The organism is Achromobacter insuavis (assembly GCF_902859645.1).
Lineage (GTDB): Bacteria > Pseudomonadota > Gammaproteobacteria > Burkholderiales > Burkholderiaceae_B > Achromobacter > Achromobacter insuavis.
In genome coordinates this window covers 1-21,259 of the sequence record NZ_CADIJR010000098.1, presented here as the reverse complement: position 1 = coordinate 21,259, position 21,259 = coordinate 1, and the positions used below count along the sequence as shown (strand labels likewise).

10 protein-coding genes are annotated in these 21,259 nt (G+C 69.8%); all 10 read left to right on the top strand.

Annotated elements, in window-relative coordinates; all coding sequences use genetic code 11:
• Positions 1-1,490: type II secretion system secretin GspD (gene gspD / locus H0523_RS28525; protein ID WP_156333597.1), on the top strand; the 1,490-nt coding region annotated here is incomplete at its 5' end.
• The gene (gene gspE / locus H0523_RS28520; RefSeq protein WP_054435540.1) at positions 1,487-2,935 is read left to right on the top strand and encodes a type II secretion system ATPase GspE; all 1,449 of its coding nucleotides are present in this window, start codon (positions 1,487-1,489) and stop codon (positions 2,933-2,935) included. The genes gspD and gspE, both read left to right, overlap by 4 nt.
• 8 nt (positions 2,936-2,943) lie before the next feature.
• A complete protein-coding gene (gene gspF, locus H0523_RS28515; RefSeq protein WP_054435538.1) occupies positions 2,944-4,152 on the top strand; it encodes a type II secretion system inner membrane protein GspF in 1,209 nt (402 codons plus the stop codon).
• Between the two features lie 210 nt (positions 4,153-4,362).
• Positions 4,363-4,488: a hypothetical protein gene (locus H0523_RS32375; RefSeq protein ID WP_257225179.1), complete on the top strand. Its 126-nt coding sequence runs from the start codon at positions 4,363-4,365 to the stop codon at positions 4,486-4,488.
• A gap of 6 nt (positions 4,489-4,494) precedes the next feature.
• Positions 4,495-5,604: a substrate-binding domain-containing protein gene (locus H0523_RS28510; protein WP_257225180.1), complete on the top strand. Its 1,110-nt coding sequence runs from the start codon at positions 4,495-4,497 to the stop codon at positions 5,602-5,604.
• Positions 5,605-5,807: 203 nt separating this feature from the next.
• On the top strand, positions 5,808-6,986 hold the full coding sequence (locus H0523_RS28505) for a PstS family phosphate ABC transporter substrate-binding protein (RefSeq protein WP_231690003.1): 1,179 nt from the start codon (positions 5,808-5,810) through the stop codon (positions 6,984-6,986).
• A gap of 199 nt (positions 6,987-7,185) precedes the next feature.
• Complete coding sequence (locus tag H0523_RS28500; protein WP_082412433.1) at positions 7,186-19,515, top strand: filamentous hemagglutinin family protein; 12,330 nt, start codon at positions 7,186-7,188, stop codon at positions 19,513-19,515.
• Positions 19,516-19,783: 268 nt separating this feature from the next.
• Positions 19,784-20,362, top strand: coding sequence for a secretin and TonB N-terminal domain-containing protein (locus tag H0523_RS28495; RefSeq protein WP_054435532.1), 579 nt, complete (start codon positions 19,784-19,786; stop codon positions 20,360-20,362).
• Positions 20,363-20,402: 40 nt separating this feature from the next.
• Entirely contained in the window at positions 20,403-20,915 is a 513-nt protein-coding gene (locus tag H0523_RS28490; RefSeq protein WP_054435530.1) for an RNA polymerase sigma factor, read from the top strand.
• A 99-nt stretch (positions 20,916-21,014) separates the two neighbouring features.
• The coding region (locus tag H0523_RS28485; protein ID WP_180180227.1) for a DUF4880 domain-containing protein at positions 21,015-21,259 on the top strand (245 nt) is incomplete at its 3' end.

Here is a 21,259-nt window from a genome sequence, read left to right as displayed (position 1 = left end):
CGCGCGGCGCCGAGGGCGGCTTGCAGGGCGGCGCCGGGCGCAAGGGCGACGGCGGCGCGTTCGCGGCCGGCGGCGTCACGGTGCAGGCCGACGCCACCACCAACACGCTCATCATCGCCGCGCCCGAGCCGATGTACCGCAGCCTGCGCAAGGTCATCGACCTGCTCGATCAGCGCCGCGCCCAGGTGCTGGTGGAAAGCCTGATCGTCGAGGTCACCGAACGCGACGCCTCGCAGCTGGGCATCCAGTGGATGCTGGGCGGCGGGCGCGTCTACGGCGGCGCCAACTTCGGCGGCAGCGGCATCGCCCAGGGCGCCAAGAACAGCATCGACGCGCTGCCCCGGGGCCTGAGCGTCGGCGTGGTGCGCGGCACCATCAACATCCCCGGCGTGGGCGAGGTCGCCAACCTGCAGATGCTGGCGCGGGCGCTGCAGACCACCGGCGGCAGCAACATCCTGTCCACGCCCAACCTGCTGACGCTGGACAACGAGCCGGCCTCCATCATGGTCGGCAAGACGGTGCCGTTCGTCAGCGGCCAGTACGTGACGCCGGGCAGCACCAACAGCAACCCGTTCCAGACCATCCAGCGCGAGGACATCGGCCTGAAGCTCAACATCCGCCCGCAGATCTCGGAAGGGGGCACCGTCAAGCTGGACATCTACCAGGAGGTCAGCAACATCGACAACCAGACGTCGCAGGCCGCCGCCGGCCTGGTCACCAACAAGCGCGCCATGGACACCAGCGTGCTGCTGGACGACGGCCAGATCATGGTGCTGGGCGGCCTGTTGGAAGACAGCGTGGTCAACGGCCGCGACGCGGTGCCGGTGCTGGGCTCGATCCCGGTGTTGGGCGCGCTGTTCCGCTACGACACGCGCGAACGCGTCAAGACCAACCTGATGGTGTTCCTGCGGCCCTACGTGGTGCGCGATTCGGCGGGCGGGCAGGGCCTGACGCAGAGCCGCTACAACTTCATGCGGCGCGCGCAGAGCCGGGTGCAGCCGGCCGGCAATCCGTTGCTGCCCGACATGACGGCGCCGGTGCTGCCGCCGGCCGGCGTGCCGGTGGCGGGCGACCCGTACGACTTGCGCGGCCCGGCCCTGGCCGAGACCCTGCGGCGCGATCCGCCGGCCACGCAGACCGAGTCGCGCCGGCGCGAACTGCCGGCCGACCCCGACAAGGGCCAGGAGCCGCCGGTGCGCACGAGGCTGCCGGCCGGGCTGACGCTGGCCAGCGATCCGGCCGCGCTCTATGGTGAGACGAACGCCACCACCAGCGTGCTGCAGTTCGCCGACGCGCCGACCGACCGCGAGGCCGACCAGATCGCCCGCCGGGTCCAGGTCAGCGGCTTGAAGGCGTACGCGCTGCTGGGACCGGGCGGATCCGGCTACGTGGTGCGCGCCAGCGTGCCGCGCGACCAGCGCTCGGTCGACACGGCCTTGCAGCTGCTGCGCGAGCTGGGCTACCAGCCCGAACTGGTGCTGTCGCCATGAACGCCCGCGACGACAGCCGTCCGCCGCTCAAGCTGCCCTATGCCTGGGCGCGCCAGCACCGCGCGCTGCTGCTCTGGCATGGCGGCGGCGTGGGCGAACTGGTCATCACCGACCAGACCCCGGCCTGGGCCGTGACCGAGGCGCGGCGCCGCTATGGTCCGCTGCCGCTGCGCCGCGTCGCCGACGCCGAACTCGACGGCCTGCTGGCCGCGGCCTACGCCGATGCCGGCGACGCGGCCTCGGTGGTGGGCGCAGCCGAGAACGAGGTCGACCTCGACCGGCTGCTGCACGAGATGCCCGAGGTCACCGACCTGCTGGACGCGCAGGACGACGCGCCGGTGATCCGCATGATCAACGCCTTGTTCACCCAGGCCGCGCGCGACGGCGCCAGCGACATCCACATCGAGCCCTACGAAACCCACTCGGTGGTGCGCTACCGCGTCGACGGCGGACTGCGCGACGTGGTGTCGCCGCGCAAGGCGCTGCACGGCGCGCTGATCTCGCGCATCAAGATCATGGCGCACCTGGACATCGCCGAGAAGCGCCTGCCGCAGGATGGCCGCATCGCGCTGCGGGTGGGGGGGCGGCCAATCGACATCCGCGTCTCTACCGTGCCCACCGGCCACGGCGAACGCGCCGTGCTGCGCCTGCTGGACAAGGAGGCCGGCCGCCTGCGGCTGGAAAAGCTGGGCATGGCGCCGGGCGTGCTGCACGAACTGGACCGGCTGGTGCACCAGCCGCACGGCATCGTGCTGGTGACCGGTCCCACCGGCAGCGGCAAGACCACCACGCTGTACGCCGCGCTGGGGCAGATCGACGCCGCCACCTCGAACGTGCTGACGGTCGAGGACCCGGTGGAATACGATCTGCCGGGCATCAGCCAGATCCAGGTCAACGCCAAGATCGACATGAGCTTCGCGGTGGCGCTGCGCGCCATCCTGCGGCAGGACCCGGACGTCATCATGATCGGCGAGATCCGCGACCTGGAGACGGCGCAGATCGCCGTGCAGGCCTCGCTGACCGGCCACCTGGTGCTGGCGACGCTGCACACCAACGACGCGGTGTCGGCACTGACGCGGCTGACCGACATGGGCGTGGAGCGCTTCCTGCTGGCTTCATCGCTGCTGGGGGTGCTGGCGCAGCGCCTGGTGCGGCGCCTGTGCCCGGACTGCCGCCGGCCGTCGCCGCAGGAGCCGGGCCTGTTCGAGGCGGTCGGCTGCCCGGCCTGCAACCACACCGGCTACCGCGGCCGCACCGGCATCCACGAGTTGTACATCGTCGACGACGCGCAGCGCGGCCTGATCCACGAAGGCGCCGGCGAGCAGCAGCTGCGCGTGGCCGCGCAGCGCGCCGGCATGAAACTGATGCGCGAGGACGGCGAGCGCTGGGTGCTTGCCGGCCAGACCTCGCGCGAGGAAATCATCCGCGTCACGCGGGACGGGTAGGGCGGACCATGCCGGATTTTCGTTTCGAGGCGGCCGACGCGCACGGCAGGATCCAGCGCGGCGTGCTGAGCGCCGACACCGCCCGCGCCGCGCGCGCGCAGTTGCGGGCCCAGGGCCTGACCGCGCTGGCGCTGCGCCTGACGGCCAGCCGCGGCGCCGGCTCGATCGAGCTGTTCGCCGCCAAGCTGTCGGACAGCGACCTGGCCTGGGCCACGCGCCAGCTCGCCAGCCTGCTGGCCGCCGGCCTGCCGCTGGAAGGCGCGCTGTCGGCCACGGTCGAGCAGGCCGAGAAGAAACACATCGCCGACACCTTCTCGGGCGTGCGCGCCGACGTGCGCGGCGGCCAGCGCTTTTCCGACGCGCTGAACGCGCGGCCGCGCGACTTCCCGCCGATCTATCGCGCGCTCATCAAGGCCGGCGAGGACTCCGGCGACCTGGCGCGCATCATGGAGCGGCTGGCCGACTACATCGAGGAACGCAACGCCCTGCGCGCGAAGGTGCTGACCGCCTTCATCTATCCCGCCATCGTCGGCGTGGTGTCGATCTGCATTGTCGTGTTCCTGCTGGCCTATGTGGTGCCGCAGGTGGTCAGCGCGTTTTCGCAGGCGCGCCAGGAACTGCCGTGGATCACCCGCGCGATGCTGGCCGCGAGCGACTACGTGCGTGCCTGGGGCGGCCTGAACGCGCTGGCGGCGGCGCTGCTGTTCGGCCTGTGGCGGCTGTCGCAGCGCGCCGAGGCGGCGCGGCTGGCGTGGCACGCGCGCATTCTGCGGCTGCCCATGATCGGCCGCTTCGCGCTGGGCGTGAACACCGCGCGCTTCGCCGCCACGCTGGCGATCCTGGCGGACGCCGGCGTGCCGCTGCTGCGCGCGCTGGAGGCGGCGCGCCAGACCCTGGCCAACGAGTGCCTGCGGCGCGCGGTGCTGGACGCCACCGAGCGCATCGAAGGCGGTTCGGGGCTGGGTGCGGCGCTGCGCCAGCAGAAAGTCTTTCCGCCGCTGCTGTGCCACCTGGTGGCCAGCGGCGAGAAGACCGGCACGCTGTCGCGCATGCTCGAGCGCGCCGCGCAGACCCTGTCGGCCGACATCGAGCGGCGCGCCATGGCCATGACCGCGATGCTGGAGCCGTTGATGATCCTGATCATGGGCGGCGTGGTGCTGACCATCGTGCTGGCGGTGATGCTGCCGATCATGGAAATCAACCAGATGGTGGGGTGAGGGCGGCGCTTGAAACGCGAGAACTCCGCACATCTCCGCACATTCTTACCTCACTCCACACCTTTTTTCCCGTCGCTGTCACCTCGCTTGATCAACATGTCTTCAACGCGTCAGGCCGGTCTTTGCAGAGTGCCGCCGGATGCGTTCTCGGGTCCATCCGTTCTTTTCTCCACAAGCAGTTCTCTCCTAAACGAGTGCAAGGAGCAAGACATGTTCAATCGCAATTCCCTGGTCGCCGCGCTGTCGGCGGTCGGCATGCTGTCCCTGTCGGGCGCCGCCCTGGCGCAACAGGTCGTGGTGTCCGGCGGCGCGACGCTGCCCCAGCCCCTGTACTAGGACGAAATCAACAGCTTCCCGGCGTCCACGTTCAAGGCCTACGTCGGCAAGGGCAGCGGCGCGGGCAAGACCGCGTTCCTGACCAACAGCGCCGTCGGCTTCGACAGCACCGGCGTGGTCCACTGGATCGGCAGCGATTCGATCCTGACCCAAGTGCAGATCAACGACTACCTGACGACCGGCCTGGGCAAGCTGGGCACGCCGACCGGCCACGGTCCGCTGATCCAGATCCCGTCGGTGGGCACGCCGGTCACGATCTCGTACAAGGGCCCCACGGCCGATATCACCCTGACCAAGGCGCAACTGTGCGGCGTGCTGTCGGGCAAGTTCACCAAGTGGAGCGATGTCGGCGTGTCGTCGGGTTCGGCCCCGGACGCCTTCAAGGTCATCTACCGCTCGGAAAGCAGCGGCACCAGCGAACTGCTGACCCGCCACCTGCAAGCCGTGTGCGGCGCCGACTCGAACGTCGCGTTCCAGGGCAAGAGCACGTTCGCCCAGGAATTCCCGAGCAACACGCCCCCGGCCAACTTCATCGCCGCCACCGGCAGCGGCGGCGTGGCCACGGCCATCAACGCCCAGGATTCGGCCATCACCTACCTGAGCCCGGATCCCGCCTTCACGGTCGCGCTCAAGCAGGCTGCGCTGGTCAACCGCAACGACGAAGCCGCCGGCGGCTTCTCGCCGGACTCGGAAAACGTCAGCACCGCGCTGGGCAGCACCGCGGCCCTGCCGCCGGCCAACGGCGTGATCGAACGCAATCCCTCGGGCGCGAACTGGTCCAACACGAACAACCAGGCCAACCCGTTCAACTGGGTGCGCTCGTCGGTTGATCCGTCCACCGGCTACCCGATCGTCGGCTACACCAACTTCGTCATCAGCCAGTGCTACACGGACTCGGCCGTGGCCAACGCCATCAAGAGCTTCCTGACCTCGCACTACTCGGCGGCGAACTCGGTGGTCGGTGGCGCCAACCCCGGCAAGATCGACCAGCACAAGCTGGTTCCGCTGACCAACACCAACCGCGCTCGCGTGCTGGCCGCGTTCGTCAACGGCACGACCGCCAACCTGAACATCAACAACGCCACCATCTGCGGCAGCTACGCCGGCCGTGGTTGATCTTCAGGTCGTTCAGTTGAACCGGTAGTCACCGCAGGACAGGGGGAGCGACTGATGCTTGTCGGTGGCTCCCCTTTTTTTCGTGCGCGGATCCCCTGATCCGACCGTGTGCGGCAACTACGCTGGCCACGGCTGACGAGTGTCCGGCCGTGCCGTCGGTCTCACAGGAGTCAATGATGCGCGCATGCCTTCGACTTGTCCTGATGGCGGCATTCGCCCTTCCGGGCGGCGCCGCGCTGGCGCAGAACGTCGTCTCTGGCGGCGCCACCTTGCCCGCGCCGCTATACCAGGACGCCATCGCCGACCTGCCAGGTGGCGGGCTGCAGCCCTACGCGGGCGCCGGCAGCGCGGCCGGGCTGCGGGCCTTCCTGCTCAATGAGCCGGGCGCCTTCAACCGGACCGGCGCGGTTCACTGGGCAGGCAGCGAACTGCCGTTGACGCAGGCCCAGATTGCCGGCTACCTGACGGACGGGTGGGGCAGGCAGGGGTATCCGGCCAGCCATGGCCCGTTGATCCAGTTGCCGGCCGCCTACGTGCCGATCACGATCGCCTACAAGGGACCGACGCAGCCTGTGACCCTGACCCGCGGCCAGCTCTGCGCCATCTTTGGCGGCGCGATCGATCGGTGGAGCCAGTTGGGCGTGACGGTTTCGCCGTCGCTGGACGCCTTCAAGCTGGTGTACCGGGCCGATGGCAGCGGCACCTCGCAACTGCTGACGCGGCACCTGCAGGAGGCCTGCCGCGTCAACGCGCCGAAGGCGTTCAGCGGCAAGGAGGTATTCCCGGAAGAGTTTTCCCCGGGCGGCCTGCCGGCCCATTTCGTCGCGGCGCGAGGCGACGGCGGGGCCGCGGTCGCCATGGCGGGCCATGTGTCGGCCATCACTTACATTGGACCGGATGCCACCTATTCCGGCGGCCTGAAGCAGGCCTGGCTGGTCAATGGCAACGACGGCGTGGCCTATTCGCCGACGCCTGCCAACGTCGTGGCCGCCATGGAATCCGACGGCGCGCCGGGCTGGCCTGGTGGCCAGGTGATCGAGCGCAGCCCGGCGGCCCCCCTTTGGGCGTCCGCGAACAATGCCGCCAATCCGTCCAACTGGGTGCGCATCCAACCGGATCCGCGCAATGGCTATCCGATCGTGGGCTCGACCAATATCGTCCTGAGCCAGTGCTACAGCGATCCGGCGGCGGCAGCCGCCGTGCGGCTGTTCCTGACGCGTCTCTACAACGACACGGCGCGCGTCGCCAATCATCAGTTGGTGCCATTGCCAGCCATGTTGCGGGCCAGGTTGCTGGCGACGTTCGTGGCGCCGGCGGGGACCGCCGCCAGGTTGAATATCGGCAGCGCCACCGTGTGCGGCGACATCGCTGGACGTGGCTGACCGGCCGCGAACGGCACTGTTACGCCACTCCACACCTTTTTTCCCGCCGCTGTCATCTGGCGGACACATCATTACCCATAGCCGCGGTGATTCGCCGCGCGCGGTCGCGCACGCCGTGATCGCGCGCGGTGACGCGGCACCGGCCCCCAAAGCGACAGCCGCCAGCAGCGGCGCAGACATCCAGGATCAGAGAACCCGCATGAACCAGCACACAGGCAGCGCATCCCGAGGCGGCAAAGGCAAACAACGGGGGATTCCCGCATTCCGGCTGTCGCCAGCCATGCACGCCCTGGTGCTGGCCTTGTCAGCCACGCCGGCGCTGGCCGCCGGCCCGGCCTTCGGGCCGGGCTGGTTCTCCGACAAGCGGGCCACGCAGGCCCAGACCGCCGCCACCGGGCGCCTGCCAGGCGGCGGACTGGCGGGCATTCCGTCGACGCTGCGCGACCAGCAGCGTGCCAATGAACAGCTTCAGCGTTCGCTGGCCAATCTGAACCGCAGCGCCACGGCCATCGCCGCGCAGCAGGCCGCGCAGGCCGCGGCACGCCAGGCAGCGATGAATCAGGCGATCACCGTACCGGATGGGATCGGTGAGGGCGGTCTGAAAGTGGATGCCAATCCGCTGACGGCCGGCTGGATCAACGCGCGCGCCTTGACGCCTGATTCGCAGTCGGTGCGCGGCGGCCGTACCGTTGTCACTGTCGAACAGACCGCGGACAAGGCCATCCTGAATTGGGAAACGTTCAACGTCGGACGCAACACCACGGTGTCCTTCCAGCAACAGAGCGCGTCGTGGTCGGTGCTGAACCGGGTCAACGACCCGCGCGCGCGTCCCAGCCAGATACAGGGGCAGATCGAGGCTCCGGGTACCGTCATGCTGATCAATCGCAACGGTATCGTCTTTTCCGGCAGCAGCCAGGTCAACACCCGCAACCTGGTGGCCGCCGCGGTGGGCATGAGCGACGACCAGTTCCGCAAGGGCCTGTACAGCGCCAAGGCCGGCGACGGCGTGAACGAGCGCTATACCCCCAGTTTCGGTAACGACCTGACCGGCCTGGGCAATGGGGCGCAGGCCAGCAATGCCAGCGCGGGCGTGCGCGTGGAAGCGGGCGCCCGCATCCAGACCGCCGCGCCCGACAGCGTGACGCAAGGCGGCGGCTATGTCCTGCTGCTGGGGCGCGACGTTCACAATGCGGGCCAGATATCGACGCCGAATGGCCAGGCCGTGCTGGCGGCGGGTGATACGTTCATCATCCGGCGCGGTCTTGGATCCGATGTCAACACCATTTCCACCACGCGCGGCAACGAAGTGTCGGCGCGCCGCAATGCGGGGAGCCAGGCAGGCGCGGTGGCCAACACCGGCCTGATCCAGTCGCCGCTGGGTGACATCACGCTGACCGGGCACGACGTGCGCCAGCTGGGCGTGGCGGTGTCCAGCACCTCGGTGACCACGCGCGGCACGGTACACCTGCTCAATTCCGCCAGCGACACCAGTGGCACGATTCTGCTGGGCAAGGATTCCACCACCACGATCCTGCTGCAGGACGACGGCGCGACCGCGCTGGATACCCAGCGCGACGCGCTGGTGCGTCCGGTGCTGGACGAGGCGGACGCGTACAGGGCGGCGGGCCAGGCGTTCGATCACCTTTCCAGCCTGCCCGATCGCCGCGACCAGTCGCGCATCGAGCTGACCAGCGGCGGCACGATCGAGGCGCAGGATGGCGCGTTGGCCCTGGCCACTGGCGGCCAGATCTCCATCATGGCGAATCGCCGCACCTTGTTGAACGACGGCGCGCTGCTGGATGTCGCGGGCGCCGTCGGGGTCAAGGTGACGATGGAGTCCAACAACCTGAAGGTCAACGTTCAAGGCAACGAGCTGCGCGACGCGCCGGTCAATCGGGAAGGCAAGCTCTTGAACAACAACGATATCTGGGTGGATCGGCGCGCGTTGGTGCAGGTGGCCAAGGGCGTCAATGGCTATGAGCGCGAGCGTTGGTACACCGCGGGCGGCCTGCTGGAGGTGGGCGGCTATCTGGGCACCAGCCGGCATGGCATCGGCGAATGGGCCGCGGTGGGCGGCACGGTGACGGTGGAAGGCGGTGAACTGGTGACCCGCCAGGGGTCGCTCATCAACATCTCCGGCGGCACGCTCGACGTGGCGGGCGGGTATATCAAACAAAGCTGGGTGCGGGGCGACGATGGCCGCCTGTACGAGGTCTCCCGGGCGCCGGGCGATCTGCTCTACAAGGGGCTGTACCGCGGTTACGAAGACACCCATGGACGTTGGGGCCAGAACGCGACGCGTTATTTCTACAACGCGCTGCTGGCGCCGCGGGAGCGCTACGAGGACGGCTACACCGCCGGCCGCGATGCCGGCCGGCTGGTCGTCGGCACGAGAGCCGCGGTGGTGGAGGGCGCCATTGTCGGCGTCGCGTTCGAGGGAGAGCGCCAGACGCAGGCGCGCCAGGCGGTGGAAGCGGGCTTGCGGCAGCAGACCGGCTATCAGCAATCGCAGCTGGCGCGGGCGCAGGCCGGGCAATTGATCGTCGGTCGCTACGTGCCCCGGCAGATCACCAACGGCGGCACCACCAGCTGGGGCTATGACCTGGCCGGGGCGGCGAGACAGGTCCTGTTTGCCGACGATGTGCCGCCGCTGGCGGCCCGGCTGGGGCTCAACGACCCCCTGCCGGCCGCGCGCCGGGACGCCGTGTGGCTGGACGCCGGCGCGCTGGATCTCGGCCAGATCACCGCCATCGCCGGGTCCGACGTCACGGTTCGGCAGAACTTGCAGGTGGCGGCCGGCGGTTCGATCGAACTCTACGCGCCGACCGTTTCCATCCAGGGCGACCTGACGGCGCGTGGCGGCCGGGTCGCTGCCGGCAACGTATTGGCCAGCGTCGAGCGCGAGACCTTCCTGGCGCCGGCCGCCAATACCTCCGCGCGGGTGGAAGTCGCGCCGGGCGTCACGATCGACGTCAGCGGCCTGTGGGCCAACCTGCGACGCTCGCCGGAGGACGCGGATGCGTCGGTGTGGCGCAATGGCGGCCAGATTTCGCTGCGCGGCACCGGCGCGGTGGCGCTGGCGGCCGGCAGCCTGCTGGATGCGCGGTCGGGCGCGGTACTGGACGTCAAGGGCAAGCTGGCGGGCGGCAAGGGCGGCGACGTGGCGCTCGAAATGGTCAGCCTGAACGGCAGCGTGGCCGGTCCGGGACCGGTCGGGGTGACCCTGGATGGCGACGTGCGGGGCTATGGCGTGGCGGGAGGCGGCAGCCTGCGTATTTCCGCCAGCCGGGCGCTGCTGAGCGACCATGCCGATGCCGACGCCGGGCCCGGCGGCGTGGTCCTGCGCGGTGACCTGTTCCAGCGTGGCTTCGCGCGCTACGACATCAATGGCGACCAGGGCTTGAAGGTGGCCGACGGCATGCGGCTGGACGTGTCCATGCCGGTCTATCGACTGGCCTCCGACAGGCCGGACCCGCAGGCGGCCGCGTTCGACGACGTCCTGGCGTTGTGGACGCCGCCGCTGTTCCAGGAAAACGCGGCGACCGGCCGCATGACCCAACGCCAGGGCGCCAGCCTGTCGCTGTCGTCATTCGTGCCCTCGACGCCATCGCCGGCCGGCACCCTCGACATCGGCAAGGACGCGCTGGTGCAGGTGGATCCGGGCCAGTCCATCCGCCTGCAGTCTCGCGGCCTGATGCGCATCCAGGGCACGCTGCGCGCGCCGGGCGGCCAGATCGTGGTGGCGCGTGGGGCGGATGACCAAGGCAATGTCGCGCAGTTGGGCGGCCTGCCCAACTCCGTGTGGATCGAGTCGGGCGCGCGGCTGGACGTGGCCGGTATCGCCGCGACCGCGGTCGATGCGCGAGGTCGCCGCTACGGCAAGCAACTCGACGGCGGCCGCATTGCCGTCGATGGCGAATTCGTGGTGATCCGCCCGGGCGCGACGCTGGACGCGTCGGGGACGGCCATGACGGTCGATATCCTGCAGGATGACGGCACCGGCGCCGGCGCCCGGCTGGTCGGCGGACGGGGCGGGGAAATCGCGCTGAGCGCGATGGCCGGGCTTTACCTGGACGGCGCGATGCGGGCCGCGGCCGGCAGCGCCAATGCGGCGGGCGGCGCGCTGTCGCTCAAGCTCGAAACGCCGCTTTATGCCACCGGCACCGCGCCAGCGCTGATCCGCCCGCGCGAACTGCTCATTTCGCAGCAGGCGGGCGCTAGCCTGCTCCCGGCCGACGCCAATGCGGCGACGGCCGCGCTGACCTACGGCCTGGGCCGGATCGGCGCGGATCAGATCGTCGCCGGCGGTTTCGGCGACGTGTCGCTGTACGCCCGCGACCTGTTGACCTTCGACGGTGACGTGACGCTGCGGGCGCGGCAATCGATCAGCCTGTACCAGGGCGCGCTGGGCAACACCCAGGCGGGCGCCACTGTCCGCTTGATTGCGCCTTATGTGTTGCTGAGCGGCCGGACCAACCTGTCTGCCAGCATCGCGCAGCAGGTCGACGCCACGCTCAACGCCTGGAAGCCGTCCGCGTTGCCGGCGGCCGCCTTGCTGCAGGTCGAGGCGCAGCATATCGACATCCGCAACCGGGTCAGCATCGGCATGTCCGGCGCCGTGCAGCTGGGTGGCGGTGTCCAGCAGGCCGTCGAGCGCCGGGGCTATGACGGCCTGGCCTTGCGCAGCCAGGGCGACGTGCGGTTCCTGCCAGCGAATCCGGGCTCCGAAATGCCCATGAGCGGTCAGGCTGATTCCAGCGCCGTTCTCTCCCCGGGCGATGTGGTGCTGGCGGGGCAGCGCATTTACCCAGCCACGGGCGCCAAGGGGCTGGTGGCGGCGGGGTGGCAGGGCGTCCGCGTGCCTTATGATGCCAACCGGGTCATCCGGATCGAGGGCGTGGCCGGCCCTCAGGCGGGCGCGGCGCCCTTGTCCGTCCTGGGCACATTGACGCTGAACGCTTCCAACATTGAACAGGGCGGCAATGTCTATGCGCCGCTCGGCCGCATCGTCATGGGCATCGGGATCGATGACGCCAGCCGGCGGATCAGATTGCTGCCGGGCAGCCTGACATCGGTCAGCGCCGCGGGGCTGACCGTGCCCTATGGCGGTACCGTGGACGGCCTGAGCTACCTGTACCAGGGCCTGGCAGTGGAAGCCCTGGGCGTCGGCGGCATGGACATCTTCAAACTGGCGCGCGGCATCTCATTGTCGGGGGGCGCGGTCTCGGTGGATGCGGGCGCCGTCATCGATCTGTCCGGCGGCGGCACGCTGGCCGGCGCGGCGTTCGTGAGCGGGCGAGGGGGCTCGACCGATCCGCTTTTCCATCCGTTGCCGCGTTTCGATGCGGCGACCGGAAAATTCGACCTGCCGACTTTGGCCGACCGGCCGGTCTACGCGATCATGCCGGGTCTGGCGGATGGCTATGCGCCGGTGGCGCCGCGTGACGATGCCGCGAACTACGGGGGCTCGCGTCCGCGCATTGGCGAGACCATCACGATCGGCGCCGGCATTCCCGGGCTGGCGGCCGGCACGTACACCTTGCTGCCGTCCTACTATGCGCTGCTGCCTGGCGCCTTCCGCGTCGAACTGGGGCAGGGCGCTCTGGGGGGCGGCGCAACGACGACCCGGGGCGGGTCCTGGTCGGTCGCGGCCACGCGCGGTCTTTCCAATACCGGTACGACGGATGCCATGCCCAGGCAGGCGCTGGTCACGCCGGGCGATGTGCTGCGGCGGCATGCGCAGTACAACGAAATGGACTACCGGGCGTTCGTGCTGGCCGAGGCGGCGCGCAGCGGCCAGCCGCGGCCCATGCTTCCCGCCGACGCCGCGGCGTTGGAACTGTATTACCGCAGTGTTCCCGCGGCCGGGGCCGAGCCGGCCTTGCGGTTTGAGGGGCAGGCGCGCTTCGGTCGCGGCGAAGGCGGCTACGGCGGTCAATTGGTGGTCCGCTCCGATGGATTCGCCATCGAGATCGTCAACGCGGCGCCGACGGCCGGCCATGCCGGCCTGTCGCTGCGCGCCGCGGACCTGAACGCGGTGGGCGCCGATCGCCTGTCCCTGGGAGGCTGGTCATACCAGCCGTCGACGGGCGCGGACCGCCGACTGGGCACCGTGGCCGGCAGCAGCGACATCATCCTGCGGAGCGGCGCGCGCTTGCGGGCACCGGAGGTCCTGCTGATCGCGTCGCCATTGAAGTCGATCCTGCTCGAACAAGGCGCTTCCATCAATACCCTGGGCGCAGGCGCCGCGCCGTACGACGCACGCCAGGGCTACCAGTATGGCAGCGCGGGCGGCAACAACATCCTGGCCGTGTCCAATGGTTGGCTCGATTTCTCCAATGGCGTCGGCGCCCAGGCGGGCAGGATCGAACTCGGCGCCTGCCCGGCGGGTGCCTGCGGCGGCGCGGCGCAACTGTACTCGGAGGGCACGATCGTTTTCGGCAGCAACAACCTGGTGCTGCATGATGCGCTGCGCTATGGCACGCGCAATCTGGTGGTGGCCGCCAACAGCTTGAACGCGGGGTCGGAAGCGGCCCTGGCCGACGCCCGGTCGCGCGGGGTCCTGCCGACGGGGTTGCGCTTGTCGCAGGATCTGCTGCGGCGACTGTTGGACGGCGATGCCGACAACGGCGCGCCGGCGTTGGAACGGGTGATCTTCTCGTTGCGCGACTCGATCAATTTCTTCGGCAGCGTCAACCTGAGCACGCTGAATGCCGCCACCGGCAAATCCAGTCTGGCGCAACTGGTCTTGAATACCCCCGCGATCTACGGCTATGGGTCGGCCACGGATATCGCGACGCTGTCCACCGACACACTGGTATGGAATGGCGTCGCCAATGCGGAGCCTGGCGCCATCGCGAACGGTGGCGCCGGCACCGGATCCGGCATCCTGACCTTGAGCGCGCGCCGGATTGTGCTGGGTGACGCCAATGGCACGCTCCAGGTCCCGCATCAGCAGATGCGGCGCCAGGCGTTGGGATTCGCCACGGTGAACATGGAGGCGGCCGAGCGCATCACCGCGGGCGGCGAAGGCGGCCTGGAGGTCTATCAGGCGCGCGGCAACTTCGTCGATGGAAAATTCCAGTACCAGGGCGGCACGCTCGTGCTGCGTACGCCCCTGGTGACGGGCGAGGACGGCTCGGTCACGCGGTTGACGGCCGGCGATCTGCTGCGGCTTGCCGGCACGGGCGCCGCGGCCGACGATGCCACGGCGCCTTGGGGCGCGACGCTGACGCTGCAGGGTAGTCGGGTGGAGCTCGACAGCGCCATTGTGCTGCCGAGCGGCAAGCTGACGGTGCAGGCCGAGCACGGCCTGACGCTGGCCGGCGGCGCCCGCCTCGATCTGGCCGGCCGTGCCGTGACCCTGATGGACCAGACCCGCTATGGCTGGGGCGGCGATGTGGAGCTGGAGAGCCGAAAGGGGGACATTCTGCAGGTCGCGGGCTCCGTCATCGATCTGTCCGCGCGCTACAACCAGGCCGGCAGGCTCACGGCCACCGCCCTGGAGGCAGGCGCGGGTCTGATCGATCTGCGCGGCGTCATCAAGGGCCAGGCCAGCGGCGACTACGATGCGGGCGGCACCATCGTGCCCTTCGACGCGGGCGGCATTGCGCTGCGGGCCCAGGCCATCGCGGATTTCGCCGGATTGAACCAGCGGCTCAACGAAGGCGGCATCACCGGATCGCGCGCCTTCCAGATCAAGCGCGGCGACCTGGTGATCGGCAGCGAGGTCAAGGCGCGGCGCGTCAACATCGCGGTCGATGGCGGCAGCCTCACGGTGAACGGCCTGATCGACGCCAGCGGCGCGCAGGTCGGCAGCATCCGCCTGTCGGCAATGCGCGACCTGATCGTCAACGGCTTGCTGGATGCGCATGGCGCACTGCTGCGGGTGGACAGCCGCGGCGACATCATCGACAGTCCCAACCGCGCGGTGGTGGAGCTGACAGCCGGCCAGGGCCGGCTGGTGCTTGGCTCCGACGCGGTGGTGGATCTGCGCGCCGGTACCGGCGTGGCCTCAGGGAGCGCGCCGGGGATGAACGACGGCCGTTCGCGCGGCACCCTGGATCTGAATGCGCCGCGCGTGGGCGGCAATGATGTGGGGCTGGATATTCTCGGCACGCCGCGCGTGCTGGGCGCCGAGCGCGTCTCCGTCAACGCCTTCCGGCGCTATGACGACGCGCCCCTGGCGTCGGCGCCGGACGTCACCGGCCGCACGCCCCAGGTCATCACCCAGGCCTACCTGGATCAGCTGGACGCCGACAGCGTGGCCTACATGAACGCGGCGCTGGCCAATGCCGGGCTGCGCGCCCGGTTGCAGGGATACGCATTGCGTCCGGGCGTGGAGATCGTCAGCCGCGGCGTTGATGGCGATCTGCGGATCGAAGGTGACCTGGACCTGTCGAATTACCGCTATGGCCCCAACGCCGACCGCAATGACCCGGCCAGGCGCGGGTTTGGCGAGGCGGGCGTACTGCTGGTGCGGGCCAAGGGAGACCTGAACATCTACGGCAGTATCACCGATGGCTTCGCGCCGCCGCTGGCCACCGATGACGATGCCCGCGCGTGGCGCCTGATCGGCCGCCGCAATCCGGACGAAGCCAACGGCGTGGATCTGGCCGGGCAAAGTCTGATTCTGCCGCGCGCGGTGAGGTTGCGTGGCGGTACCTCTGGCGGCACGACGTTCCCGATCACGGAAAACGAATCCCTGAATTTCGACTTGCCGATCAATGCCAACACGATCAAGGCGAATTCACGGCTGCCCGCGCAGGTCGAGCTTTCCCAGCCGCTGACCCTGGCGGCCGGCACGGTGCTGGAAGCCGATATCCGTGCCGCGGACGGCACGCTCTATGCCAAGGGCAGCGTGTTGCGGGCGGATCTGGCATTGACTGCCGGCGCGAGGCTGGGGGCAGGCCTGGTCCTGAACCAGGCGATTCCGGTGCGGGCCTTCACCGTGCCGAAGGGGACGCCGCTGTCGATCTTCAGTTCCCTGCTGACCCTGTCCGGGGATTTGTCGCTGGCCGCCGGAGCGTATCTGCCGGGCGGCACCGACCTGCGCTTCAGGAGTACCACCGTTGATCTGCGGGACCTGAATGACGAGGGCGTGCAAGGACGCATCTGGGCGGTGGCGCCCATGCTCAAGGCTGGCGCCTCGTCGTGGAGCCTGCGTCTGGCCGGCGGGGCTGACCTGGATTCGGCGGACACGCGGGCGCTACTGCCGGCCTCCGGGCTGGGCGGTCGCGGTAACCTGAAGCTGTCGGATCCGCACTACCTGAAGGACCTCGGCATTGATCTCGGCATCATCGATCAGGGCGGCATGCTGTTGGGTGAAACGCCGATTTTCAGCGTCATCCGCACAGGGCGAGGCGACCTGGATATCCTGGCCGGCGGCAATTTCCAGCAGGGTTCCTACTATGGCATCTACACCGCGGGCACGCCGTCGGACACGGTCCGCGACGCGCAGGGCAATCCCATCCTGGATGCGTTGGGCCGCGATGCCTACAACTTGCCGCGATCCGAGGTCGAGAGGCGCAACCAGCTCGAAGGTTATGGCTCCGTGCTCGGCGCGGGGGCGGCCAGCTATGAGCCGCTGGTGACGGGCGACCAGTATGCCGCCTGGTATCCCGAGCGCGGCGGCAACGTGCTGGTCAATGTGCAGGGCGACATGCGCGGCGCGATCCGCGGCATGCCCGCCTCGACCTATGGCGCGGACGCGCGTGGGGCCTCCGCGGCGCCTGGCAGCTATCCGGGCTACTGGCTGTGGCGGCAGGGGGGCCGGGAGATCGGCCTGCAAACCGCCTGGTGGATCAACTTCGGCACCTATCTTCCGACGCCGTTCTACACCGCCTTCCAGGATCTGGGGTTGCCGGTGGACGGCATCTCGGTCGAGGGATTCACCGGCTTCGGCACGCTGGGCGGCGGTAATCTTTCCGTGAACGTGGGCGGCGACGCCGGCGTGCTCAATCCGCTGAAAACGCGCAATACGTCGAACGCGACGAGCCAGGGGCTGGCGCTGACGGTGGGCAGCACGGGACGCATCACGCCCGACGGCCGGCTGATTTCCACAGGCGGGGGCGACTTGAGCCTGCACGTCGGCGGCGCCTTGAACCCGCTCAAGACCGCCAGCGGAGGCGGGGGCGTGCCGACCATCACGGGGGCGCCGTCGGATCTGAACGGCGTCTTGACCAATCTGCGCGGGTCCATTTCCGTCAGCGCGGGCAGTATCGGGCGGGTGGATCCGATTTATGGCCTGGCCGATCCCTCGGACTCGCGTGGCGTGAATCCATTGCGCCCGACACTGGCGGCCCCGTCCGGCGGATTGGTGGTCGTGGCGGGCGATGCCACTGTCCAGCTTGGCGCGCGTGGCGATGCGGTATTGGGCGGGATGGGCGATGCCGGCAGGATGTACCAGTTTTCCGCAACCTCGTTCATCAAGGACGGCGTTGCCCAGCCCGGCGGCGCCAATAACTGGTTCTCGCTGTGGACCGAACGGACGGCACTGAACCTGTTCGCGGCCGGCGGGGCGGTGACGCCCTTTGCCGGGGCGCATTTCGACGACAGCGCGAGCAAGGATTCGACCCAATACACGGCAAGCGCTTACTCCAACATGTTCGCCTATCCGTCGCGGTTCAGCGCGGTGGCGGCTTCCGGCAGTATCTACTATCACGCCAGCCCCGGCAGCGCCACGTCGGAATGGGTATTTGCGCCAGGCAACCGCGGCAGCGTCGAGCTGCTTGCCAAGGGCGGCCTGTACGGCGGGGGCTATCGCACCAGCATATCCGGCGCGGATCCTGCCTCGGTCCCCACGCCGCAGCGGCCCGCTTATTTTGCGACCTGGGACGGTGGGGCGGTCACGACAGGAAACGCCATCGGCGCGGAAGGCGGCGTGTTCGCCTTTGGCTTCAATACGGCGGCGGGACGTCCCGCCCAGTCCAATGCGGGTATCGCGCGCTTCTACGCGGGTGGCGACATCGTGGGCCTGTTCACCGGCAGCACGATAACGACCACCGCCGGCGCCGAATACCACGCCGCCCGTCCCGTCAGCATCCAGGCCGGCGGCGACATCGTCAACCTCAAGGCCCTGATCCTGAACCAGCAGCCCAACGACGTCTCGCGCATCGTCGCCGGCCGCGACATCCTCTACGCCAACGTCGACGTGGCCGGCCCCGGCTGGCTGGAAGTTAGCGCGGGCCGCAACCTCACGCAGGAAGACAGGGGCCGCCTGACCAGCCTGGGCATGATCGACGGCAGCCAGGCCACCGGCCGGGGAGGCGCCGGCATCGTCGCCAGCGCCGGCGGCGAGGGCGACTACGCCGCCTTCGCGCGGCGCTATCTCGACCCCGCCAACCGCGCCGATGCGGGCCAGCCGCTGGCCGGCCAGCCCGGCAAGACGGTCAAGACCTACGAAGGCGAACTGGCCGACTGGCTGCGCCAGCAGCATGGCTACACCGGGTCGGCGGACCAGGCCCGCGCCTATTTCGACGCGCTGCCAGCCGAGCAGCAGCGCGTGTTCCTGCGCCAGGTCTACTACGCCGAGCTGACCGCGGGCGGACGCGAGTACAACGACACCGCCGGTCCGCGCGCCGGCAGCTATGCGCGCGGCCGCCAGGCCATCGCCGAGCTGTATCCGGCCACCGATGCGCAGGGGCGGCCGATCCACTACCAGGGCGACATCACCCTGTTCGGCGGATCGGGCATCCAGACCCTGTTCGGCGGCGCGATCCACCTGCTGGCGCCGGGCGGCAAGATGGTCTTCGGCGTCGAGGGGCTGCCGCCGCCATCCACGGCCGGCATCATCACCCAGGGCGCGGGCGACATCCAGATGTACGCCAAGGGCAGCATCCTGCTGGGCCAGAGCCGGGTCATGACGACCTTCGGCGGCAACATCCTGGGCTGGTCGGCCGAGGGCGACATCAACAGCGGCCGCGGGTCCAAGAGCACGGTGGTGTACACGCCGCAGCGGCGCCTGTACGACGATGTCGGCAACGTGACGCTGTCGCCGACCGTGCCCAGCACGGGCGCGGGCATCGCGACCCTCGACCCGATCCCGGAGGTGCGGCCGGGCGACGTCGACCTGGTGGCGCCGCTGGGCACCATCGACGCGGGCGAGGCCGGCATCCGCTACTCGGGCAACGTCAACCTGGCGGCGCTGCAGGTGGTGAACGCGGCCAACGTGGTGGGGCAGGGCAAGGCCACCGGCGTGCCGACGCTGGCGGCGGTGAACGTCGCGGCGCTGACCAGCGCCAGCGCGGCGGCGGCCGGCGCCACCCAGAGCGCGCAGGACACCACGCGGCAGCAGCAGAACGCCGCGCGCCGCAACCTGCCGTCCATCATCAACGTGCAGATCCTGGGCTACGGCAGCGAACCGGTGGCGGGCGCGGCGGCCGGCGGCAATCCGCGTCCGGGCGGCGCGCCGCCGCTCCAGGGCTACGACCCGCGCAGCATCTTCCAGATGCTCGGCAATGGCGAGCTGGACGCGGCCCAGAAGGCCCGCCTGACCGAACCGGAGCAGCGCGGCCTGTCGGGAGGCTAGGGGCGCCCGGTGGCCCCGAAACCTGACGATTGGCTGTCATGCGGCAGTCACAAGCGCGACCTACATTGCCCATTCACCGATTAGCACGACGTGTTGCGGCTCCCCTTCAGCCGCGGGGGCGCGACAAGGGCTGGGCATGCATCTGGAGCCAATCAGGGCGGGCAGGGCGCGGGCGCAAGGCCGCCGGCGCGGTTGGACAGGCTGGTGGATCGCGTGGGGGCTGTGCGCGGTCCTGTGCTGGCGCCAGGCCGGCGCGCAGGAGCCGGTCATGCGCGTCTTCGACTTCGACCTTCCGGCGCAGCCGCTGCAATCGGCACTCGAGCAGTACAGCAACGTCACCGGCAGTTCGGTGGTGTATCGCGCCGCGTTGGCGGTGGGGCGGCGTTCGGCCGCGGTCAAGGGAATCTATACGCCGGAGGCGGCTTTGCGCATGCTGATCGAAGGTTCGGGGCTGGCCGTGGAATACACGGCCGCCAACGCCGTCATCCTGCGGCCCGCCGCGGTCGGCGCCGCGCCGGGCCGCCGTCCCAGCGCCAGCCGCGGCGCGTTCTACCGCAGTTACTACGGCGTGGTCCAGGCCGGCGTGCGCGACGCGCTGTGCCGCAATCCCGCGACCCGCGCCGGCGGCTATCGCGCCGCGGTCAGCTTCGAGGTCTCGCCGATGGGCCGGGTGGAACATGCGCGGGTGCTGGATTCGACCGGCGACATGGACAAGGACGGCGAAATCGTGCTGGCGCTGGACCAGACCGTGCTCGACAAGGCGCCGCCGGCCGACCTGGAGCAGCCCTTCGTGATGCTGATCGTGCCGGAGTCGCCGGAACACGATCAGGGCTGCCCGGCGTATTGACGCCATGCGTCGGTCCTTTCCGCACTGACACGGATCCACGATGCCCACCAGCCTGTCGGTCCTGCGCGACTTCATGCTGCAACGCTATGACGACCTGAAGGCGCGCCTGACACGGCGCCTGGGCTGTCCGGACCTGGCCAGCGACGCCCTGCAGGACACCTGGCTGCGCCTGGAGGCCAAGGAGGAACTGGGTCCGGTCGACAGCCCCGGTCCCTATCTGATGCGCATGGCCGTGAACGTGGCGGTGGACCAGCAGCGGGTCGAGAACCGGCGCCTGACCGTCGCCGAGGCCGACGCGCTGCTCGCCATCGCCGACCCGGCCCCGGGGCCGGAGCAGATTGCCGCCGGGCGCGCGGAGCTCGACGCGCTGACCCGCGCCATGGGCGAGCTGCCGGCGCGCCAGCGCGACATCCTGCTGGCCGTGCGGCTCGAGGGTCAGCCCCAGAACGACATCGCCGAGCGCCTGGGCGTCTCGCTGCGCACCGTCGAACGCGAGCTGCGCAACGCCCACGAGTACTGTGCCCGGCGCACACGTAAATTATTGTCACCATAAGGCGGGTTCCGGCTGCGAGAGTCGTCCTATGGATGTCAAGGGGAAAAACCGCGCGCCAACGCCCGCAGTGGCGGCGCGGCGGCATCGAGAGAGCATGCAATGAACACCGCAACCCAGCCCGCCGATCGCAGACAGGCGGACATCGAACGCCAGGCCCGCGCCTGGATCCGCCTGATCGCATCCGGGCAGGCGACGTTGCGCGAAGCCGATGCATTCAAGCAGTGGTGCGCCGCCAGTGAACGCCACGCCCAGGCGTTCGCCGCCCAGCGGCAGCTGTGGCGGCAGATGGGGCCGGCCGGCCAGGCCGTGCTGCGCCAGCGCGGCCGGTCGGCGGCGGCGCGCGG